19 protein-coding genes are annotated in these 18,441 nt (G+C 41.7%); 3 read left to right on the forward strand and 16 right to left on the reverse strand.

The window, feature by feature from the left end; all coding sequences use genetic code 11:
* Window positions 1–122: 122 nt before the first annotated feature.
* The 9 genes from AC3WTL_RS06145 to AC3WTL_RS06185 form a co-directional block, all read right to left on the reverse strand.
* Window positions 123–896, reverse strand: coding sequence for an enoyl-CoA hydratase-related protein (locus tag AC3WTL_RS06145; protein WP_492369213.1), 774 nt, complete (start codon window positions 894–896; stop codon window positions 123–125).
* 18 nt (window positions 897–914) lie between these two features.
* Window positions 915–1,694, reverse strand: a complete 780-nt coding sequence (locus tag AC3WTL_RS06150) for an enoyl-CoA hydratase-related protein (protein ID WP_197215087.1) — start codon at window positions 1,692–1,694, stop codon at window positions 915–917.
* The gene (locus tag AC3WTL_RS06155) at window positions 1,687–1,995 is read right to left on the reverse strand and encodes an EthD family reductase (protein WP_009334759.1); all 309 of its coding nucleotides are present in this window, start codon (window positions 1,993–1,995) and stop codon (window positions 1,687–1,689) included. The genes AC3WTL_RS06150 and AC3WTL_RS06155 overlap by 8 nt, the downstream gene beginning before the upstream one ends.
* Before the next feature lie 64 nt (window positions 1,996–2,059).
* The gene (gene paaD / locus AC3WTL_RS06160) at window positions 2,060–2,557 is read right to left on the reverse strand and encodes a 1,2-phenylacetyl-CoA epoxidase subunit PaaD (protein WP_197215086.1); all 498 of its coding nucleotides are present in this window, start codon (window positions 2,555–2,557) and stop codon (window positions 2,060–2,062) included.
* 21 nt (window positions 2,558–2,578) lie between these two features.
* Window positions 2,579–3,400: a 1,2-phenylacetyl-CoA epoxidase subunit PaaC gene (gene paaC / locus AC3WTL_RS06165; protein ID WP_431189197.1), complete on the reverse strand. Its 822-nt coding sequence runs from the start codon at window positions 3,398–3,400 to the stop codon at window positions 2,579–2,581.
* Window positions 3,393–3,743 carry a 1,2-phenylacetyl-CoA epoxidase subunit PaaB gene (gene paaB / locus AC3WTL_RS06170; protein ID WP_156185173.1) on the reverse strand — a complete coding sequence of 117 codons (351 nt, stop codon included), beginning with the start codon at window positions 3,741–3,743 and terminating at the stop codon, window positions 3,393–3,395. The genes paaC and paaB overlap by 8 nt, the downstream gene beginning before the upstream one ends.
* A 24-nt stretch (window positions 3,744–3,767) precedes the next feature.
* On the reverse strand, window positions 3,768–4,727 hold the full coding sequence (gene paaA, locus AC3WTL_RS06175) for a 1,2-phenylacetyl-CoA epoxidase subunit PaaA (RefSeq protein ID WP_076256276.1): 960 nt from the start codon (window positions 4,725–4,727) through the stop codon (window positions 3,768–3,770).
* Between the two features lie 34 nt (window positions 4,728–4,761).
* Window positions 4,762–6,069: a phenylacetate--CoA ligase family protein gene (locus tag AC3WTL_RS06180; RefSeq protein WP_197215084.1), complete on the reverse strand. Its 1,308-nt coding sequence runs from the start codon at window positions 6,067–6,069 to the stop codon at window positions 4,762–4,764.
* A gap of 197 nt (window positions 6,070–6,266) precedes the next feature.
* Window positions 6,267–9,653 carry a hypothetical protein gene (locus tag AC3WTL_RS06185; protein ID WP_492369214.1) on the reverse strand — a complete coding sequence of 1,129 codons (3,387 nt, stop codon included), beginning with the start codon at window positions 9,651–9,653 and terminating at the stop codon, window positions 6,267–6,269.
* Between the two features lie 350 nt (window positions 9,654–10,003).
* Here AC3WTL_RS06185 and AC3WTL_RS06190 point away from each other — a divergent pair, with 350 nt between their 5' ends.
* The gene (locus AC3WTL_RS06190) at window positions 10,004–11,188 is read left to right on the forward strand and encodes a processed acidic surface protein (RefSeq protein WP_404324096.1); all 1,185 of its coding nucleotides are present in this window, start codon (window positions 10,004–10,006) and stop codon (window positions 11,186–11,188) included.
* On the forward strand, window positions 11,185–11,784 hold the full coding sequence (gene srtD, locus AC3WTL_RS06195; protein WP_492369215.1) for a class D sortase, LPxTATN-specific: 600 nt from the start codon (window positions 11,185–11,187) through the stop codon (window positions 11,782–11,784). The genes AC3WTL_RS06190 and srtD overlap by 4 nt, the downstream gene beginning before the upstream one ends.
* A 53-nt stretch (window positions 11,785–11,837) precedes the next feature.
* Here the strand turns inward: srtD and AC3WTL_RS06200 are convergent, their stop codons facing one another.
* From AC3WTL_RS06200 to AC3WTL_RS06210, 3 genes are all read right to left on the reverse strand, one after another.
* Window positions 11,838–12,029: a hypothetical protein gene (locus tag AC3WTL_RS06200; RefSeq protein ID WP_394583845.1), complete on the reverse strand. Its 192-nt coding sequence runs from the start codon at window positions 12,027–12,029 to the stop codon at window positions 11,838–11,840.
* Window positions 12,030–12,391: 362 nt separating this feature from the next.
* Entirely contained in the window at window positions 12,392–13,111 is a 720-nt protein-coding gene (locus AC3WTL_RS06205) for a YebC/PmpR family DNA-binding transcriptional regulator (protein ID WP_048010155.1), read from the reverse strand.
* A gap of 169 nt (window positions 13,112–13,280) precedes the next feature.
* Window positions 13,281–14,231: a Gfo/Idh/MocA family protein gene (locus tag AC3WTL_RS06210; RefSeq protein ID WP_283935696.1), complete on the reverse strand. Its 951-nt coding sequence runs from the start codon at window positions 14,229–14,231 to the stop codon at window positions 13,281–13,283.
* Between the two features lie 176 nt (window positions 14,232–14,407).
* Here AC3WTL_RS06210 and AC3WTL_RS06215 point away from each other — a divergent pair, with 176 nt between their 5' ends.
* Entirely contained in the window at window positions 14,408–14,638 is a 231-nt protein-coding gene (locus AC3WTL_RS06215; protein WP_226619234.1) for a hypothetical protein, read from the forward strand.
* Window positions 14,639–14,727: 89 nt separating this feature from the next.
* On the opposite strand, the gene AC3WTL_RS06220 is transcribed toward AC3WTL_RS06215, so the two are convergent.
* The 4 genes from AC3WTL_RS06220 to AC3WTL_RS06235 all read right to left on the reverse strand — a co-directional run bounded on the left by AC3WTL_RS06220 (window position 14,728) and on the right by AC3WTL_RS06235 (window position 18,283).
* The gene (locus AC3WTL_RS06220; RefSeq protein ID WP_404324090.1) at window positions 14,728–15,846 is read right to left on the reverse strand and encodes a thermonuclease family protein; all 1,119 of its coding nucleotides are present in this window, start codon (window positions 15,844–15,846) and stop codon (window positions 14,728–14,730) included.
* A gap of 111 nt (window positions 15,847–15,957) precedes the next feature.
* A complete protein-coding gene (gene sdaAA, locus AC3WTL_RS06225; protein ID WP_048010158.1) occupies window positions 15,958–16,836 on the reverse strand; it encodes an L-serine ammonia-lyase, iron-sulfur-dependent, subunit alpha in 879 nt (292 codons plus the stop codon).
* A 31-nt stretch (window positions 16,837–16,867) separates the two neighbouring features.
* On the reverse strand, window positions 16,868–17,530 hold the full coding sequence (sdaAB, locus tag AC3WTL_RS06230; RefSeq protein WP_404324089.1) for an L-serine ammonia-lyase, iron-sulfur-dependent subunit beta: 663 nt from the start codon (window positions 17,528–17,530) through the stop codon (window positions 16,868–16,870).
* Window positions 17,531–17,608: 78 nt separating this feature from the next.
* Window positions 17,609–18,283 (reverse strand): helix-turn-helix transcriptional regulator, encoded by a 675-nt coding sequence (locus AC3WTL_RS06235; protein ID WP_404324088.1) that lies wholly within the window; start codon window positions 18,281–18,283, stop codon window positions 17,609–17,611.
* Window positions 18,284–18,441 lie beyond the last annotated feature (158 nt).

Consider the following 18,441-nt stretch of genomic DNA (forward strand, 5'->3'; position numbering starts at 1 on the left):
TTTTCAAGGCATAATCCCCCTTTCAGTTTAAAAAAAGACGAGCACCCGATACGAGATGCTCGCAAACCATATAACGGGCAAATATTCTAAAAGTAATTCTAAGTTTTATAGTTTTACAAAGGCTATTTCCCTTGAAACACAGGCTTCCGCTTTTGCATAAATGCGGCGACACCCTCTTTATGGTCAAGAGTTAGGCCAGCAATCCGCTGGCCCTGTGCATCCCGCTCCAGACTTTCTTCCAGAGTGGATTCCCAGCTCGCTTTCAGATTCTTCTTGATTACGGCAATGGCCGCTGTCGGCATATTGGCAACCTTTTCTGCAAAAGCAGTTAATTCAGCCTGCCATTGCTCCATAGGAATTACTTTAGTAGCAAGGCCCAGCTTTTTGGCTTCCTCTGCATTAATTTTTTCACCAAGCACAGCAAGCTCCATAGCTTTGGCATGACCGATCAGTTTTGGCAGAAAGTATAGATTGCCCGCATCAGGCACCAGCCCAACATGAATAAAAGCTTCTAAAAAACTGGCTTTTTCAGACAGGAGCCTGAAATCGCAGGCTAACGCAAGACTCATTCCGGCACCTGCTGCCACCCCATTAACAGCCGCGATAATAGGTTTCTCGCATCTATGAATCTCCATCACCATTGGATTATAGAACTGCCGAAGAACCTCACCATGATCCATGTCCTCATTTACACCCTGAAGATCCTGGCCGGAGCAGAATGCACGTCCTTCACCTGTAATGACAAGACATCTGACTTCTTTATCTCTGCTTGCCTGTTTTACGGAATGCTGAACCTCTTTATTCAGCTGTTCGGTGAACGCATTCAGCTTATCCGGCCGGTTTAAGGTAATCCATGCTACACCGTTTCCGACCTCGTATTTAACAGTTTCAAACATTCGCTATGTACACCTCCTCTACTTTCCTTTAAAATGAGGCTTGCGTTTTTCAATAAAGGCATTCATTCCTTCTTTTTGGTCTTCTGTCGAGAATAATAGGTAAAAATTCTTTCTTTCGAATTCCATTCCTTCATTTAAAGGAGTGTCAACTGCCTTTAGGACCGCTTCTTTTATGAGGCGTATGGCGATTGGCGCCTGGCTGGAAATATGCTCAGCCGCTTTCATTGTTTCTTCCAGCAGAAGCTCTTCTGCTATAAGCTGGTTGACGATGCCGTGGTGAAGCGCTTCCCTCGCCGAGATTCTTTTGCCGGTAAATAGCCATTCCATTGCTTTCGTTTTTCCGACAAGCTTAGTAAGCCTTTGCGTGCCGCCTGCACCAGGCATAACGCCAAGGTTCACCTCCGGAAACCCAAATTCCGCATTATCCGCCGCATAAAGCAAATCACAGCATAACGCTAGCTCAAAGCCTCCGCCAAGGGCAAAGCCCTGCACCGCTCCGATAATCGGTTTCTTGATCATGGCCAGCCGATCCCAATCTTTAAATTGATTGCGAAGCTCAAAATCGATCGCATGATCATTTGCCATTTCATCAATGTCTGCCCCGGCTGCAAAGGCTCTTCCATTGCCGCTTAATACGATGGCCTTGACGGTTGAGTCTGCCTCAAAGCCCTCCATTGCAGCAAGAATCTCTGAAACCATCGTGCGATTAATAGCATTTAGAACCTTGGGCCGGTTCAAAGCGATTAAACCAAGTTTTCCTTGCTGTGAAACTTCAATGGTTTCATAGCTTTTACTCATCTGCTTCCTCACCGATCATAAGTGTGATAATATCACCTGCAAATTTCATGGCGTCTTTGCCTGATGCCTTGCCTTCGTCTGTTCTCATGGCTTCCTGCAATGCTTCATGGCTGTCATAGTACATTTCGCACATCAAATAGTACTTCCCTTCGCCTCCCATAGGGCTGCCCACAATTTTTGTAACTTCCATTTTTCGGAGACCCGGAATTTTGGCTGTAAGGGGCGCGTGTGTGTTAAAATAATGATCATCAAATGCCTCCTTATTTTCAGGATGCTTATAAAGAGCGATTAATTTTACCATTTGTCAACTTCCTCTCAATTTTTAATAGTTTTACGTACTGGATTTTATTTTTTAAAGATATCTGCTACATCATAGTCGATACTGGTTTCATAGCTTCAAAAGGGTTCTTGCAGGATTTGCAGTATAAGATGCTGCGGCAGGCTGTGGGGCCAAAAAGGTTATCCAACGTCGTGTATGCGGACCCGCAAAAAGGACAATCCACATGCCATTCGCCCGTTCCACTCATGAATTTTGGAGGTGGCGCGATTCCGAATTCCTTTAGCTTTATCCTGCCTGTCTCTGTTACCCGGTCAGACGTCCATGGCGGATGATAGATAAACTGGACTTCTATTTTTTCAAAAATCCCTGCTTTCCCCAGCTCGCCTTCAACGTTTTTTTGAATAATATCCAGGGCAGGGCATCCCATAAAAGTAGGCAGCAGTTTAACCAAAACTGACTGACCCTCCACCTTAATCTGTTCTACCATTCCTAAATCAACGATTGAAATGGTATCTATTTCAGGGTCTTTAACATTATGAAGCGCTTCTAACGCGGTTTTTAGCAATATTTGATCCTGCTCCATTTACATCACCCTTTAAAAAACTTACCAGCTTGCAGCTGGATTTATGTTATACACCTCGCTCAAAGTGGATAAAGCGTCATCAAGGTCGGCAGTATGCTCTCCTATACGTCCGTTTCCAGTCTTCATAGCCAGGTCTGCTTCTGAGACTGCCAGTTTGACAGATTCAAAAACAGGCTTCATGATAAACAGCCAGCGCTGCTTTAAAACTTCTTCCTTTTCAATGAGGCCATGTTCAGCCTTTTCTTTTGCCAGGGGTCCCAAATTCAGGACTCCTTCGAAATCCGCTAATACCCTTCCAATGGCCGCTTCCATTCTCGTTCTGGCTTCCCCGCCAGCCTGCATCAGCTGTATAAACCATGTTTTCCAGTGAAGAAGGTGGTAATAAAGCTCCATATTGACCTTTAATGCCACTTCGGCTAAAGGCTGATAAGAAGAGTTTTTCAGAGAATCCATTCTGATTTTTTTCGCTTGTGTATAAAAATAATTTCTTACAACCGCAAATGCCCAGTCATATTGTGCCGAAGACAAATAATGACCTGGTCCATTTACCAATTCCAAAAGGACAGCATTTCTCCTTTCAGATGTTTTTCTCGCATGAGCAAGACTGTCTACATTGCCTTCCCCGAGATCAGCCAGCAGCTGATAAAACATGGCCGCATGGCCCATGGTATCCTGGCTGATGGATGAAAAGGCGACATCCTCCTCTATGTGAGGGGCCAGGCCAAGCCACTCTGATCCCCGGTAGGCAAGAATGAAATCATCGTCAGCCAGCTGATACAATAATGATGTCAATGGCGGCTTAATCTTAGCGTCGATAGGCATATTTCCTGCTGGCTCAGTCACCTTTCTTCATCCCTCCCCATGAAAGAATTTCCTTTTCATCAAGCATTTCCTGCTCATAGTGGCGCCACTTTTTCTTCAGATAGCCATATCCTTTTGTCGTGCGGTATTCTTTGTTGTCCAGACGCTGAAGTGATTGCTTTTCTTCCGGAGTCATCTTCCGGATATCAGAGCGTTTGACGACCCAGATATCAGCGGCCGGCTCTCTCCTCATAAAATTTTCCTGCGCCATGACGAGTGCAAGCTCCCGATTTGGCGCCAGCAGGGAAAATTGATATTGCAGAGGCGAGGTATCTGTTCTTTGACTAAAAACTTCATATTCCTGATAAAATCCTTCGTTACCCAAAGGTACCCCTCCCATCTGAACGGTTTAGTTTGCAGTATTGAGAGCTTCACGCACCCATTTGTTAGTATCATAAGCTGTGCGCCGGAGGCCGAGCCGCTCCTGAGATTTTGGCCCATTATTTTTAATAATGTCCTTGAACCTATTCCAATCAGGCTGCTTATAAACCCAAAGCTCCCGCTCCTGATCGAAATGCATCGTCTCGTCTGGCAGAGTGAGGCCAAGCGAGAGAACTCGGGGAATATATTTTGTAAAAAAGTCCTGTCTTAAGTCTTCGTTCGTCTTTGTCCGAATTCTGTATTTTATCGTTGTGTCCTGTTTGGAAGTGCCTGTTGTAGAAGCATCACCCGGGCCAAAGAACATTAACAGCGCTTCCCACCATCGGTTAACCGCATCCTGAACCATCGCTCTTTGCTCGTCGGTTCCTTCAGCCAGGGCCATAATTATGGCTTCACCATGCTGGGCATGAAAAACCTCCTCCGCGCAAATTCTCTTAAGTGCTCTTGCATAAGGTCCATAAGAGGCGTTAAGCATATTGGTCTGGGTAATGATCGCTGCACCGTCAACCAGCCAGCCAATCAGACCGGCATCCCCCCATGTTGGTGCTTCCATATGAAAGACATTATGGAATTTTAGTCTGCCGCTGAATAAATCCTGCATAATATCTTCACGGGTTTTGCCGAGGGGCTTCATTAAATCCTCCGCAACACGAAGCAGCAGCTGACCATGTCCCATCTCATCCTGCACCTTTGCCATGATGCCCAGCTTGCGTTTTAATGAAGGAGCTTTCGGCACCCATTCCTTTTCAGGAAGTGCTCCCATAATTTCACTGATACCATGCATTGAAATTAATTTGATTAATGTCATTCGATAATCTTCCGGCATCCAATCATCCGCTTCAATTTTTTCTCCTGCATTAATGCGTTTCATGAACTGCTCATATTTTTGTTCTTCCGTCATTTCTTGAAAGAAAAGAGCTTCTGACATGTGTTTCACCCCCAGTGAGTTTAAAATAATTCATTCAGGTTACTGCATTTCCCACTGCCGGGCTTACAATCCTGACAGCTTTCCCTTCCGATCTCGGCAGCGTTTTGGGCGGATGGAGAACAAGTCTGATGGTAATAAAGCAGTTTTGTTTCAATGCTTCCTGAATCTTCTTTTTTACGAATTCCGCTTCTCCCATATCCCTATAAAACTCTTCGCTCCATTCAGCATGAAGCTCTAAAACTTTTAAGCTTCCCTTTCTATGCACATGGATTTGATAATGGGGGGCAAGCTCAGGCACTTGAAGAATACACCGTTCAATTTCGGACGGAAAGACGTTTACACCATTAACATTGAGCATATCGTCAATGCGTCCTTTCACACGGCTCATGCGGATCGTGGTTCTTCCGCAAGCACATTTCTCTTTTGAAAGGGAGGCGATGTCCCCAGTCCGATAGCGGATGACAGGAAAAGCTTCCTTCGTTAAACTGGTAAAAACAAGCTCACCTTCTTCTCCGTTTGGAAGCGGTGTCATTTTTATTGGATCGATCGCCTCTGCAAAAAAGTGATCCTCTGCAATGTGCAGCCCATCCTGAGCTTCATGGCATTCCATAGCTATGCCCGGTCCCAGCACTTCACTCAGCCCATAAATATCACATGCTTTAATCCCAAGCTTAGCTTCAAGTGCTTTCCGCATTTCTTCAGACCAGGGTTCAGCCCCAAATATCCCAAATTTTAATGATGTACTTGCCGGGTCGATTCCCCGCTCCTCCATCTTCTCTGCTAAATTGAGAACATATGAAGGAGTTCCGCAAATAACCTCCGGCTTAAAGTCCTGAATCAGCATAATTTGTCTCTCTGTGTTTCCTCCAGAAACAGGTACGGTTGCCATGCCAAGCTGTTCGCTGCCATAATGCAGGCCCAATCCGCCAGTAAACAGCCCGTACCCATAAGCATTATGCAATATCTGACCAGGTTCCCCTCCTCCTATGGAGATTGCCCTAGCTATCAGATTGCTCCACATTTCGATGTCATTCCGGGTGTAGCCCACTACAGTCGGCTTTCCGCTCGTTCCTGATGAAGCGTGCAGACGCACAATTTCTTTTTTATCCACAGCAAAAAGCCCGAATGGGTAATGTTCCCGCAAATCTGCTTTCACAGTGAAGGGCAGCTTTTGAATATCATCCAGGCTGGTAACGTCTTGAGGTGCAATATTACTTTCCAAAAACTTTTTCCGGTAAAAAGGCACATGGTTATATACTCTCTCCACTGTCTGCCTGAGCCGGTCCAGCTGCAATTCCTCTATAATATCGCGGCTTTCCGTTTCAATATCATGCAGAATCAAGACATGACCTCCCAGAATATTAGGATAATAATTTAATATAACGTTTATATATCGTTAGATAAAATAAGTGTTATATATTTAACACAAAGATACCGTGTAAACAGGAAAAAGTCAACTTATTTTCTGAAAATTTACTTTTTTATTTTAAAGTTTATAAAAAGACCTAGCCCATATAATGGAGGGCTAGGTTAAATTTCTCAGGACCATTCTTTTAACTTATTGACTATGTTATTTTTCCATTTAGAAATTAAAGGCTCTTCACCTTTTGCTGTTTTCTGTTTCTGCCATTCATTATAGCTTGCTGCAGAAATGAGAATAGAGCCTGCGATTAAAAGGTATGCCCACCAAGGGAGGTTCCCCCAATACGGTCTGGTTTGAAGCAGTACATTCAGGAGCAGAACCCCGGAACCTACAAAGAAATAAGACTTCATCCTCCAAAAAGTGCCGGCCAGCATCGAGGTTAGCGAGAGCGTACCGACTATAAGTGCATCATAAACCGTATTACTTGTAAGGCCATCCTGCACAAGCAGCAAGGATACTGCTATGAGAACTCCCCACTGAATTTTACTGGTCAGCTTTGAGTACTGCCCCTTCAGGACTTTCCTGACAAAAATAATCAGGATGATCCAAGGGAGAACATATGCCTCTCTAATAAAAAGATCCGGTATTTCAATATTCCTTAATACACTATAATATGGCTCCAGTAATACTGCTCCTGCCAGCAATTCAGGGAGCCTATAGTATTTAGATGCCACTCTGCTCCTCTGAAAAAATAAAAATGCGCTGATCAGGAGTCCAGGGAGAACTTCCGCCCATAGGGAAACCGCCGGAAAAAGATAAGCGGTAAGAAAAAATAGCAGGGAAATAATGGTGTAGCTATCAGCTTTTTTGCCCATGAAAATTTTGGCATATACCATTTTGCCGGTGAAAACCGCAGCCATGCCGAAGCCAGCGGAAATCACAATTTTCATATCTGGAGCAATACCGTTAATGAATAAGAATTTAAGTACTGCTGCATACAGTAAAAACAATGGAATAGCACCTAATATATCAAGCTTGGTTCTATGCATATATAAGATTAACCCTGCTGCATAGATAATAGATACGATAAACGGGAGAACTCCAAAGGGATATGACGCCAGAAAAGCCAATAACCCAATCACAGACCAGGGTATAAAAAAGTAAACACTCCTCTGTTTATCCTGAGTTTTACCAGTCATCCAGAATAAGAGTACGGCACAGCTGACTGATAATATAGCATACTCACTATAGTTCTCCTCCCAAATATGCTCCATACCTGTCAAAATCACCATAAACAAAGTCATAAATGAGCTGTAGAGGAATATCTTTACTTTCCACTCATTAGCAGAAACCTTGAAACTGATCCAATAGACTGCCAGGGTGGCTATAAATGGCCAGATACTATCTTCCCTGTAAAGGAAAAATGTTAGAATCATGGCAAAAGGCATGAAGATATGGCCAATCCAGCTGAACCCTCTTGCCAGGACAACGTCTATTTTAGAAATATAAAAAGCCGCACCAAGCAGGATCCATGCCCCTAGCGGAAATTGAACCCAATTAAAAAATGTAAAGTTAAATGGTAAACCAATCAAAATCATAAAGTAAGTAAAAAGTGAAATCGATGCTGTCACAAACGGAATCCAGCTTTGCTTATGGAATTGATATAGGGCAAGGTACATTATTATACCGCCTATAAATACTGCAGGTCTCATCCAAACTTCATTGATCGTCAAAGCAGCGGCTGTAAACAGTGAGATTGTATAAAATCCCAGTGAAATTAAAAACACGTTTTTGGCTTGAGTTTTGTGCCCTTTCTTAGAAAGGATGACATACAGGATAAGGAGGGCTATACTTGCCATTACGGTATTCATGGCCATACCCAGCTCATTCTGATAAAAGCTTGAGTAACTTCGCAGATGTTCACCATAAAACATAAAGGCATACCCGATTGACAATGGAATAGCCCAGGGAATCGTTTCTGTATAAAAAATCCGATTTTCAGCCTTATTCATGAGGTACAGCACAAAGCTGAAGATTAATAGCACGGTGCCTGCAGCAAGCCAATCAAGAAGTCCTGCAGCTATCACAGCCGAAAACAGCATAATACTGACAGCCACATCGCGTGAGCTTGATTCCACGACTTTAATTAGCGGATATTTAAGCAGATACCCGAAACTGATAAAAAGCGCAAAGCCAATGAAGAAAACAGGTAAAGATAGATTGTTGAACGGGATGGCTTTATCCAGCATAAGAACTGCTTGGAATAGGGCAGAAGCTAAAAATACAGGTGCCAGGTAAGCAAACAGCCTGTTTCCCATAATATTTGCCAAATATATAAACTGCCCCGCGAGTATTGTATAAGCCAGCAGCAGTGATACAGAGGGTTCCCCGGCCGTTATCAGGATTCCTTCGATTGAAATATAAAGAAAAGCAAGTATCGAAACTCCTGCACTGGTCAGTCTGAAAATCTTCTCCCAGGAATATTGCTTATCCATTACCATAGGAACAAACAGAAAACCAATTCCTGCAAGCGCATAGAAAACCGGGCCAGCTGCATTTAACATACTGTTTTCAATCAGCTGATAGGCACCATAGACAATCAGTAAGCTGAAGACGAAATGAAACTCCTTCCTGCCTGTTACATACACCATTGATAAATAAACTGCTGCAGTCAGCAGGATATTCGCACTGTAAAAAACATGGCTATTGAAAAAGATAAGCATCAATAAAGTAGAGATCACTAAATTGATTTGAGCAAAGTAAACCATTTCTCTTGTAAATAATTTAAGGAAAGTATGCTTTTTTATGCGATGAAAGGCTGCAGACAGAAGAGCATTAAAAATCATTAAACCTAGATAAAAACTGTCATTTTCAAGGCTGAATGCTGCCAGGATATAACCTGCACATGCAGTCAGGGCAATAAAAGCAAACCAGACAAAAAGACGGGAATTCAGTTTCTTAGCAAATATACTGTATATTGGAAAGATCAATAAGCTGCCAGCCGCTCCAAGTATATAGCGTCCTTCCCCATAAAAGGAAAGATATGGGCCAAGCAGTTCAAACCAGCCGACAGACAAAATGAATATTGGCAAAAATAAACTCCCAAGAACAATGAAAGCAAACGATGTTCTTTCAATTTTCAGCAGCTTTCCGGAAATAAACGCAAAGCCATAGAAAAGAAGGGAAACCACTGCAATGGATGCACTTCTCATAAAATTCGACATTGTCGCCCAGTTGCTTGTTGCAACAAAAAGTCCGCCGATCAGGAGCAGGATGACTCCAATATTCAGCAGCCAGGAAATGTTCCTTTCACGGATTTCTTCCTGAGATAACTTCTTTTTCACAGTTTTTTTTGCCGGCTGAATGGGCTTTAGTCTGATTTCTTCTGCAGCATTTGCAGCCTTTATGTGCTCTCTTTTCATCTCTTCAAGGTCCTGATAGTACTGATGATAGGCTTTCATAGTCATTTCATAATGTTCTGGTGAAATATAGTCCTTCTCTTTCAATTTAGTGAGTTCAGCATGAAATATGTCGTGATGATCTTTTTCTGTCTGTGGGTTCAAAGGATCCACCTCTTTTAGTTATAATCGATTCTTTTAGTGTAATATTACACACTTAAAACAAATTAATCAATCCCTGATTTGGCATTTATTACTTCGCAGGGAAGTGTTTTTAAACATTATTTAATTACAGGAAGAAATGGTGCAATAAGGAACTTTACGCACAGTTTTGTTCTGAATTCTATGCCCCCAATTATTAAACTCCTTGATAAACAAGGATTTCTTCCGTCCCTTTCTGCTGCAAAAAAACCAAATATTATAGCTAATAAAATTCCAAATAACAATTCTATCCGAAAAATATTTTTTCCATTATATTATTCTAGAATTAATTATCTTATTTGGAGGAACCACCATTGAAAAGACTAAGTATTGTTATAGCATTGATCCTTTTGTTGAGCCTGTTTCCGGCTGTCAGCCTGGCAGCTCCAAGCAATGAGGAAGTGACAAAATTCCTGAAGGAAACAAATTGGTCTGAAAAAGGCTTAAATGACCATCTGGAATACTTTTGGGATATGAGTATTGAAGATTTCGAGACCATCGAAGAAATGATTGAATATCTTGGTGAGCCTATTACTGAAGAAAACCTTCAGCAGCTGCTGGCTGACTATGGTTTTGAAAATGAGGAAGAATTAACGGCACTGCTGGTCGAGAATGGGGAAATGGAAGCGGCTGATGATGTTCGCGATGTTTTCAAATATATTGATGCATTGGATTCAACTGTTTCTTTTTTAACCTATACAGGCACTGAAATTAACGACGAAACTCTTCAGCAGCTATTAAATGATTACGGACTTACAAAAGAAGAGCTCCTTTCTCTGCTTGAGGAGAACGATGACTCCCTTGAAAACTACGAATATATTGAGGATCTTGATATCATGGTTTCCATTTATATGGGCGGCGATGAATTGCCCGGTGAAGATGAAATGACTCAAATACTTGAAGATATAGATCTTACCGATGAAGAACTTGAAGCATTATTTGCACATTTTATGACTCTGGATTTCGAAGATCCAGAATTGCTTGATAAAATGATGGATCTTGAAAGCCGGTTAATGGCATTTGGCGAGTTTGACAGTGCCGATGACTTAACAGAAACAGAAATTGCAGAACTAATCAGCATTATGCAGGAAATGATGAATCTATTCCAGCTTGATGCCGAGTTTTACCTATTTAAAGATGGTGAAAAAATCCATTTAACAACAGCTGAAATGATTGCTTTAGAAGATACAAAAGGCTATGACCTGCTTATAGAGCTTTATAATACACAAGGCCAGTTCCTGGCAGATATGATTATTACAGCTGAGATGTTCAGTTCTGAGCTAATAGAAGACACAGTGACCGATTTGAATCAGGCCGAAACGGTAATTAAAAAACAAGATCCTGATAAAGTGAAACAAGTTTCAAAGCATGTAAAAACTGTGAAAGGCGGAAAACTGCCAAACACAGCAGGAAACTATTTTGAAGGAGTATTAGCAGGCATTGGACTTCTCCTAATTGGGATTGCCATTTTACTCAGACGGAAAGTGAAAGAGGCGTGAAAAGAAAACTCACGTTAAAAGGAGTTATTGGTCTGGCTTTTATTTTGGGTGGAGTCTGGCTTGCCGCTTCAAATCTTAAACCATATTTGAATGATCAAAAGACTTCAGCCCATATAGCTCCCCCGAGCAGCAATGTAAAAACAGAAGTGAAGACCGCACAAAAAACGGAGCCTCATAACCTTTACAATGTCCGTCCTAAAATGGGCGAAGAAATGGGTGTCCTGTCAATACCGAAGATATCAGCGGATTTGCCAATCTTCCATGGCACTGATGAAGATGAACTGGAAAAAGGCGTTGGCCATTATGCAGGCAGCGTCCTTCCTGGAGAAGAAGACAATTCTGTCCTGTCCGGCCACCGGGATACCGTCTTTCGTAAACTTGGCGAAGTAGTGAAAGGCGATCTTCTTGTCGTGAGGACTTCTGCCGGGGAATTTACCTATAAGGTGCGTAAGATCAGAATTGTCGATGCAGACGATAGAACAGTTATTGTTCCTAAACCTAGAGCAACTCTGACTGTAACCACCTGTTACCCATTTAATTTTATAGGAGATGCGCCACAGAGATACATTCTGATTGGGGATCTTGTTAGAAAGTGAAAAAGCCCGCTAATCAGGCGGGCTCAGGGGGGAGGCCGATTCCGGCCTTCCTTTTATTCTGTGATTGTGACTAACTTTACATCAGCGAAATCAAATCGGTGATAGTGACCTTCAGAACATGTCAGTTCAACATACCCTTCCAGATCTTTAATGCTCCCGATTACCTCGGATTTATTTTCTGCTTCAATCTCTTCTGTTACGGTAACGCCTTTTTCAAAAGTATAAATAACTTTAAACGTATTCATGTGTGTAAAACTCTCCTTTCCCTATTTTTGTTCCCATCGCTGAAGTGATTAAAACACAAAAATTATTATTTCAGTTATTTTCCAATAACCAGAATTATAATCTTTTAGTGGGAAGTTAATAGCATTATCTAGATCAGGCAGACATAAATAGCGTGTGCTAGCAATATGATATTCGACAGATATCACCTGATATCACCATAAAACTGCACTTACCGCCACTATTATTAATAGAGGTTCATTTTTTTCGACAACCTTAATTTCACTTAGTAAAAATGATAATGAATTATAGTTTACATAACATGATTATAGAAAACTTATGAATAAAAATGGAGCCCAGCTATTAAGCGGACTCCTCTTCTCCATTATTCACCTAAATCAACATTATGATATACACGCTGGACATCTTCCAGGTCTTCAAGGGCGTCGATCAGTTTTTCAAATTGTACCTGTGCATCAGCTTCAAGGGTGACTTCATTTTGCGGGAGCATTGTTAATTCAGCAACAGCAAATTCATTGATGCCTGCTGACTTGAATGCTTCCTGAACTGCATGAAACTGATCGGGCTCTGCATATACAATTACCGTATCTTCTTCTTCCAGAATATCACGTGCGTCTACGTCTGCTTCCATTAGTATTTCCAGTACTTCTTCCTCTGATTTGCCTTCAATGCCGATAACAGCGGTTGAGTCGAACATATAGGAAACAGATCCGCTCACACCCATATTTCCGCCATTCTTTCCAAATGCAGCACGTACATTAGAAGCTGTGCGATTTACGTTATTCGTTAATGCATCAACAATAATCATGGATCCGCTAGGCCCGAATCCTTCGTAGCGAAGCTCATCATAGTTTTCTTCCGCTCCGCCTTTTGCTTTTTCTATTGCACGATCAATAATATTTCTTGGCACGTTATATGTTTTTGCACGCTCAAGCACAAATTTCAGGGCCTGGTTTGCTTCCGGATCAGGCTCCCCTTGCTTGGCAACCACATATATCTCAAGTGCAAACTTGGAATAAACACGGCTCGTATTTGCGTCTTTTGAGGCTTTCTTTTCTTTGATATTGTTCCATTTACGGCCCATATGTCCCACTCTCTTTCAACTTTGGATCAAATAAGTTATAGAGTCTTCAGTGTTCTGAAGAACTCTCACTAAATTATTATACATTAAGACACCTGTTTTTTTCGAGCATTGTTTCTTGATAATGACTGTTGGCTTATAAGTGAAAAAAGAGACACAAATGTGCCTCTGATCAATTCAATAGGATTCTTTCTAATACCTTTTGCACCTGGTGGCCTTCTTTAAAGGATACCAAAAATGCTTTATCTCCTCTTATTGCTTTGAGGAGTTCTGCAGGAAGACTGGTTTCTGGCTCATCAAGCTTTATAATTTCTCCGTTCTTTTCATCGGTAGTTTGAACCAGAATACTCCAGTTCTGCATATCTAAAGTTCCTTTATCACCAAAAACTTTAAAAGACAGATGTTCTTGCTGCCCGATTCCGGCTATTCCGTTAAACACAACCGGAATACCGCCTGGCAGCGTTAAAAATGTCGAAAAGCTTGTTTCACATAATCGTTCATCTTCAGGAAATTCAACAAAAGAATGGACATTGTCCAATTCTCCGAAGGTATCGTGAATCATGTGAATGAAATGGGGCGCTACTTCCCTGATAAAGCCTCCCTGTTCCCTGCTTGATATCCAATCGTTCTGCTGCCATTCACGCGGCCATTGCTTAAACTGCAGGTGCAGTTCAACTTTCTTAATCTTACCCAGCTCACCATTATGTAACTTATCCTTAAACAATTTAAAAGCTGGACTATATGCCATGGGAAAATTCATTGCGTGTATGATCCCGGCATTCACAGCAGCTTCACACATTTCCTTGGCCTCTTCAATGGAATTGGCCAGAGGCTTCTCACAAAGAAGATGCTTGCCGCTCTTTATAATATCCATTGCAATTGTATGATGAAATTTTGGCGGAACACCTAAATAGATCAGCTTGATGGTTTCATCCTGAAGTACATCCAAATAATTGGTATGCATTGTTGCATCTGGCAGCTCAGCTTTAAATTTATCTAGTCGTTCAGCATTTCGATCACAAAGTGCTGCAATCTCAAACTCCTCATTCTGCCGAAATTGACGGAGTATTCTTTCCCCTACGGCACCCATCCCTATCAATCCAACTTTAATCTTTTCTCTCACATACTTCACCTTCTTATGAAAAATCATGTACTAAGTGAATTATAACGTTAATTGCAAATATTCAAAAGTTTAATTTATCTTATAAGTTCTCAGAGTATGGACCAAAAATATACCGGCCAATAATTGGATAGAAAAACGTTGTATGGGGATAATAATTTTAATAAAACAATCAGGAGGTGCCATCATTGAACCTGGATAAGGATATGCAATTTGAAATCACAAGTACCTTCATGCCAAATCTTAACCGTTCCCAAACACTTAAAATTCTGGAGGTGACCCAGAACAGCGTTGTCATTCAGATGGACAGATCAAATGGACGCGGAGTTTTTCCGGCAGAAAACTTTCATTACTGGATTAAAAGAGGCTCTCTTATTAAATTGAATGGCCACCATAAAAGAACCTCATAGAGCACTGGCGCCAGTGCTCTTAATTTTTTATTTTTCACATTGCAGCCTATTAAAAGAGGCTGGCTCTACATCCTGAGCCAGCCCTTCTCTTATCGTTCACAAGCATAATTGTCTTTATCTCTATCATGCTTTGAATCATATGCAGGGTGTGTAGATGGCACACCATTTGGATATACCTTTCTCAACTCCGTACAGTTTTGATAGGACTCTGAACCGCTTTCTGAAGAAGTTGAATTACCGGCTGTACCGCTGCTGTCATTGGACCCGCTTTTAACGGTATTACTTGATGAACCGCTCACAGCTTTAGAATCCAGGTCCCCTTTAGTCGTTCCTTCATCTCCCAGGGCCCATAACCCTTTGTTGGCTTCTCTTGCTTCCCTGCCAAATTCTCTAAAGTATTCACTATATTTCACATCCGGATTGTAGGTGGATGGCTCCGCATAACCATTCAGTACCAAATGGGCATTGAACATTTTTTCACGTATTTCACCTTCGTCCATATCATCCGCCGGAATGTCCAGCCAAACAATTCTCAGCAGGCGGCCATACCGATCTGTGTCTGAAACATCCTTTTGCATCCAGATTTTCTTGCCAGTCAGCTCAGATGTGGTGAATTGGCTTGCTTCTTTTCCGTATTCTTCTACTCTTGTCGTTGATTCGGGAGTGTTCACTCCAATCAGGCGGACTTTCCTGCCGTCAGAGGTTTCAATTGTGTCACCGTCTACTACTCTGCCAACGGTAACTAATTCCAGGCCTAAGCTCTCTGCAGCCCGACTTTGTACTTGTTCCTGTTTTTGCTTTTCTTCCTCTTCCTGCTTCTGTTTTTCTTCCTGTTCTGCTTCTAGCCGTTCTTGCTCCTCAGCTTGCTTTTTTGCTTCCTCTTCTTTAGCCTTCTCTTGGGCAAGCTTTTCGTCTTCAGCTTTTTTCTCTGCTTCATTCTCTTCTGATTGTATTTGTTCCTTCTCAGGCTCATTTACCGTTTCGGTTGCATCGGAATCTGCAGTTGCTAAAAATATGGATAAAATGAAGCCTGCTGCCATAATCCAGCCCGATTTTTTAAAATTTATTTTATATTTACGGTGCTGGTTACTTAAATATAAACCAATTAAAAAGACTGCTAACCCGATAAATGCTGCAGGAGCAGCTATGCCCATTAAAAGCATAAACACAATAACAATAGTAATAATAGTCCATCTTATAACTTTCAAACTCTTATTTCTCCCCTTTATAAAATTTCCCTAAATAAGCATACCTTTTTTCCTTCCAAATTTAAACACCAATTCACTAATGAATTGGTGTTTACAGGCCATAAAATAAAATTACTGCTTTTTACCAAAAATCTCTTCCTGCAGTCTTCTGCCGGTAGGCGTAGCAGCGAGTCCCCCCTCAGCTGTTTCCCTTAGTGCTGAAGGCATGGATTGTCCGATTAGGAACATTGCATTAATGACTTCATCACATGGAATTCTGCTCGTAATTCCGGCTAGTGCCATATCCGCAGCTGTCATGGCATTGGATGCACCCATGGCATTCCGCTTTACACATGGAACTTCTACTAGTCCGGCAACTGGATCACATACAAGGCCCAGCATATTCTTAAGTGTAATTGCCATCGCTTCGGCGGCCTGCTTTGGTGTTCCGCCTGCCAGTTCTACGATGGAAGCTGCCGCCATGCCGCTTGCAGACCCCACCTCAGCCTGACATCCTCCAGCTGCACCTGAAATGGAGGCATTGTTTGCCACAACAAAGCCAAAAGCTGCGGAAGTAAACAGGAATTCGATCATTTCCATCCGTGTGGGTTTGAGGACTTCTTTTACAGCGAACAACGTACCCGGCACCACGCCCGCTGAACCTGCTGTCGGTGTGGCACAGATTATACCCATTGCTGCATTAACTTCGTTGGTTGCGACTGCTTTGCTGACAGCATCCAATAAAATATTTCCTGATAAAGCCTTTCCGCTCTGAATGTATTTTTGCAGAAGAACTGCATCGCCGCCTGTAAGTCCTGTAACAGATGTTACCCCTTTGAGTCCCCTCTCAACTGCCTGTTCCATGACAGTCAGGTTGCGGTCCATTTTGGCAATAATTTCATCACGTGTTAATCCCGTTACTTCTATCTCCTGCTGAATCATGATTTCAGCTATTTTTACACCTTTATTTTCAGCGAGCTCTACAAGCTCAGCAACATTTCTAAATAACATTAGACTTTCCCTCCTGATGACCAGCTAACTATTAGTCAACCATTCTGATTATTTGCGTTACATTTGGAAGCCCTTCAAGCTCCGTCATCACATCCTGGTCGATCTTCTGATCCACTTCAATAACCATGATGGCCATTTTTCCTTTTTCCTTGCGCGAAACTTCCATATGGCCGATGTTGATCTGGTGCTTGGATAAAATATTCGTTACAGCGGAGATAACACCAAACTGATCGTTATGAACAACTAAAATGGCAGGATGCTCCCCGGATAATTTAAGTTCAAAGGAATTCAGTTCAGTTATTTCAATAGTTCCGCCGCCAATGGATATTCCTACAAGTTCAATTTCACGATCACCTTCAGTTAGCTTCACTCTTACCGTATTAGGATGGTCTGTAACAGTATCTTCAACTGTAAAAATGACTTCAATCCCAGCTTCTTCAGCTAATTGAAGGGCAGAAGGAATTCGCTCGTCAAAGGTATCAAAGTCAAGGATACCGCCAACAATCGCCACGTCCGTGCCATGTCCTTTATAGGTTTTTGCAAAAGAACCAAATAAGGAAATCTCTGCTTTGGACGGCTGTTTTCCAAAAAGAGTCCGGGCAACACGTCCAATGCGTGCAGCTCCTGCTGTATGAGAGCTTGAAGGACCGATCATAACCGGGCCGATAATATCAAATGCTGATCTGTATTTCATTTTGTATGCCCCTTTACTGTTAAGGTCTATAATTGGATACAGCTGTAATGATAACAGCATCTATTTTAATAACTACTCTTATTTATGCTCCAAGGCTGCTTCAGGCTGAAGCTCATTTATTGTTCTGATTTTCTGCAGGTAATTATAGATGGTAAATTTCGAAACCCCCAGAACCGACGCGACATAATCAGTTGCCCCTTTAATGAGGAATGTCCCTTTATCTTCAAGCTGGCGTACACATTCAACTTTTTCTTCAAGCGTCATCAATGAAGGTGCCTTCTTAAAGCCCTGAAGAACCTGATCTACCATCTCGTGAATAACATCCTGAACGGAATTAAAAAAGGTTTCCGATTTAGACGAATGTTCATCAAAGCTGATAAATTGTTCAATTTCTCCTCCGAATTGCATGAGCAGACTAATATCATAATTAAGGCATAATGCGCCAATTACTTTATTTTCAACATCCCGGAGAAAAATCGTAGATGATTTCATAACATTTCCTTTTTTTGACTGAGTTTTATAATTCGCAATATCATTAACTTCGTTTTTATGTTTGGCTAATTCATTTAATACAAGGTCGGTGATGGGTGAGCCGATCTTTCTTTCTGTTATATCTCCTGCTATATGGATAAGCGATTTTTTTAAGTCGCTGAAATCGTGAACGGCCACTTCACAGCGGGAACCAAACATTCGCACAAGCATATCAGCAGTCCGGATCGCCAAATCAAATACAGGTCTATGGCATTCCTTCAACTTTGTCACTTCCTTTTATGAAATCGCTTTCAATATTATACTACTCTATATTTCTCTTCAATTTCATAATACCATAAAAACAATATAGTTAAAATAAAATTTTAATAGCTACAAAAAAATTGTAAGATAAATAAATATTGCCGCATCTGATTTATATG

This window comes from Cytobacillus sp. EB106-05-05-XG126 (genome assembly GCF_058791715.1).

Bases quoted from the DNA above. Each gene is read 5' to 3' on its own strand.
- AC3WTL_RS06155 (WP_009334759.1), bottom strand. From the start codon at position 1,995: ATGGTAAAATTAATCGCTCTTTATAAGCATCCTGAAAATAAGGAGGCA.
- AC3WTL_RS06205 (WP_048010155.1), bottom strand. From the start codon at position 13,111: ATGGGCCGTAAATGGAACAATATCAAAGAAAAGAAAGCCTCAAAAGAC.
- paaD (WP_197215086.1), bottom strand. From the start codon at position 2,557: ATGGAGCAGGATCAAATATTGCTAAAAACCGCGTTAGAAGCGCTTCAT.
- sdaAB (WP_404324089.1), bottom strand. From the start codon at position 17,530: ATGAAATACAGATCAGCATTTGATATTATCGGCCCGGTTATGATCGGT.
- AC3WTL_RS06145 (WP_492369213.1), bottom strand. From the start codon at position 896: ATGTTTGAAACTGTTAAATACGAGGTCGGAAACGGTGTAGCATGGATT.
- sdaAA (WP_048010158.1), bottom strand. From the start codon at position 16,836: ATGTTATTTAGAAATGTTGCTGAGCTTGTAGAGCTCGCTGAAAATAAA.
- AC3WTL_RS06150 (WP_197215087.1), bottom strand. From the start codon at position 1,694: ATGAGTAAAAGCTATGAAACCATTGAAGTTTCACAGCAAGGAAAACTT.
- AC3WTL_RS06200 (WP_394583845.1), bottom strand. From the start codon at position 12,029: ATGAATACGTTTAAAGTTATTTATACTTTTGAAAAAGGCGTTACCGTA.
- paaA (WP_076256276.1), bottom strand. From the start codon at position 4,727: ATGTCAGAAGCTCTTTTCTTTCAAGAAATGACGGAAGAACAAAAATAT.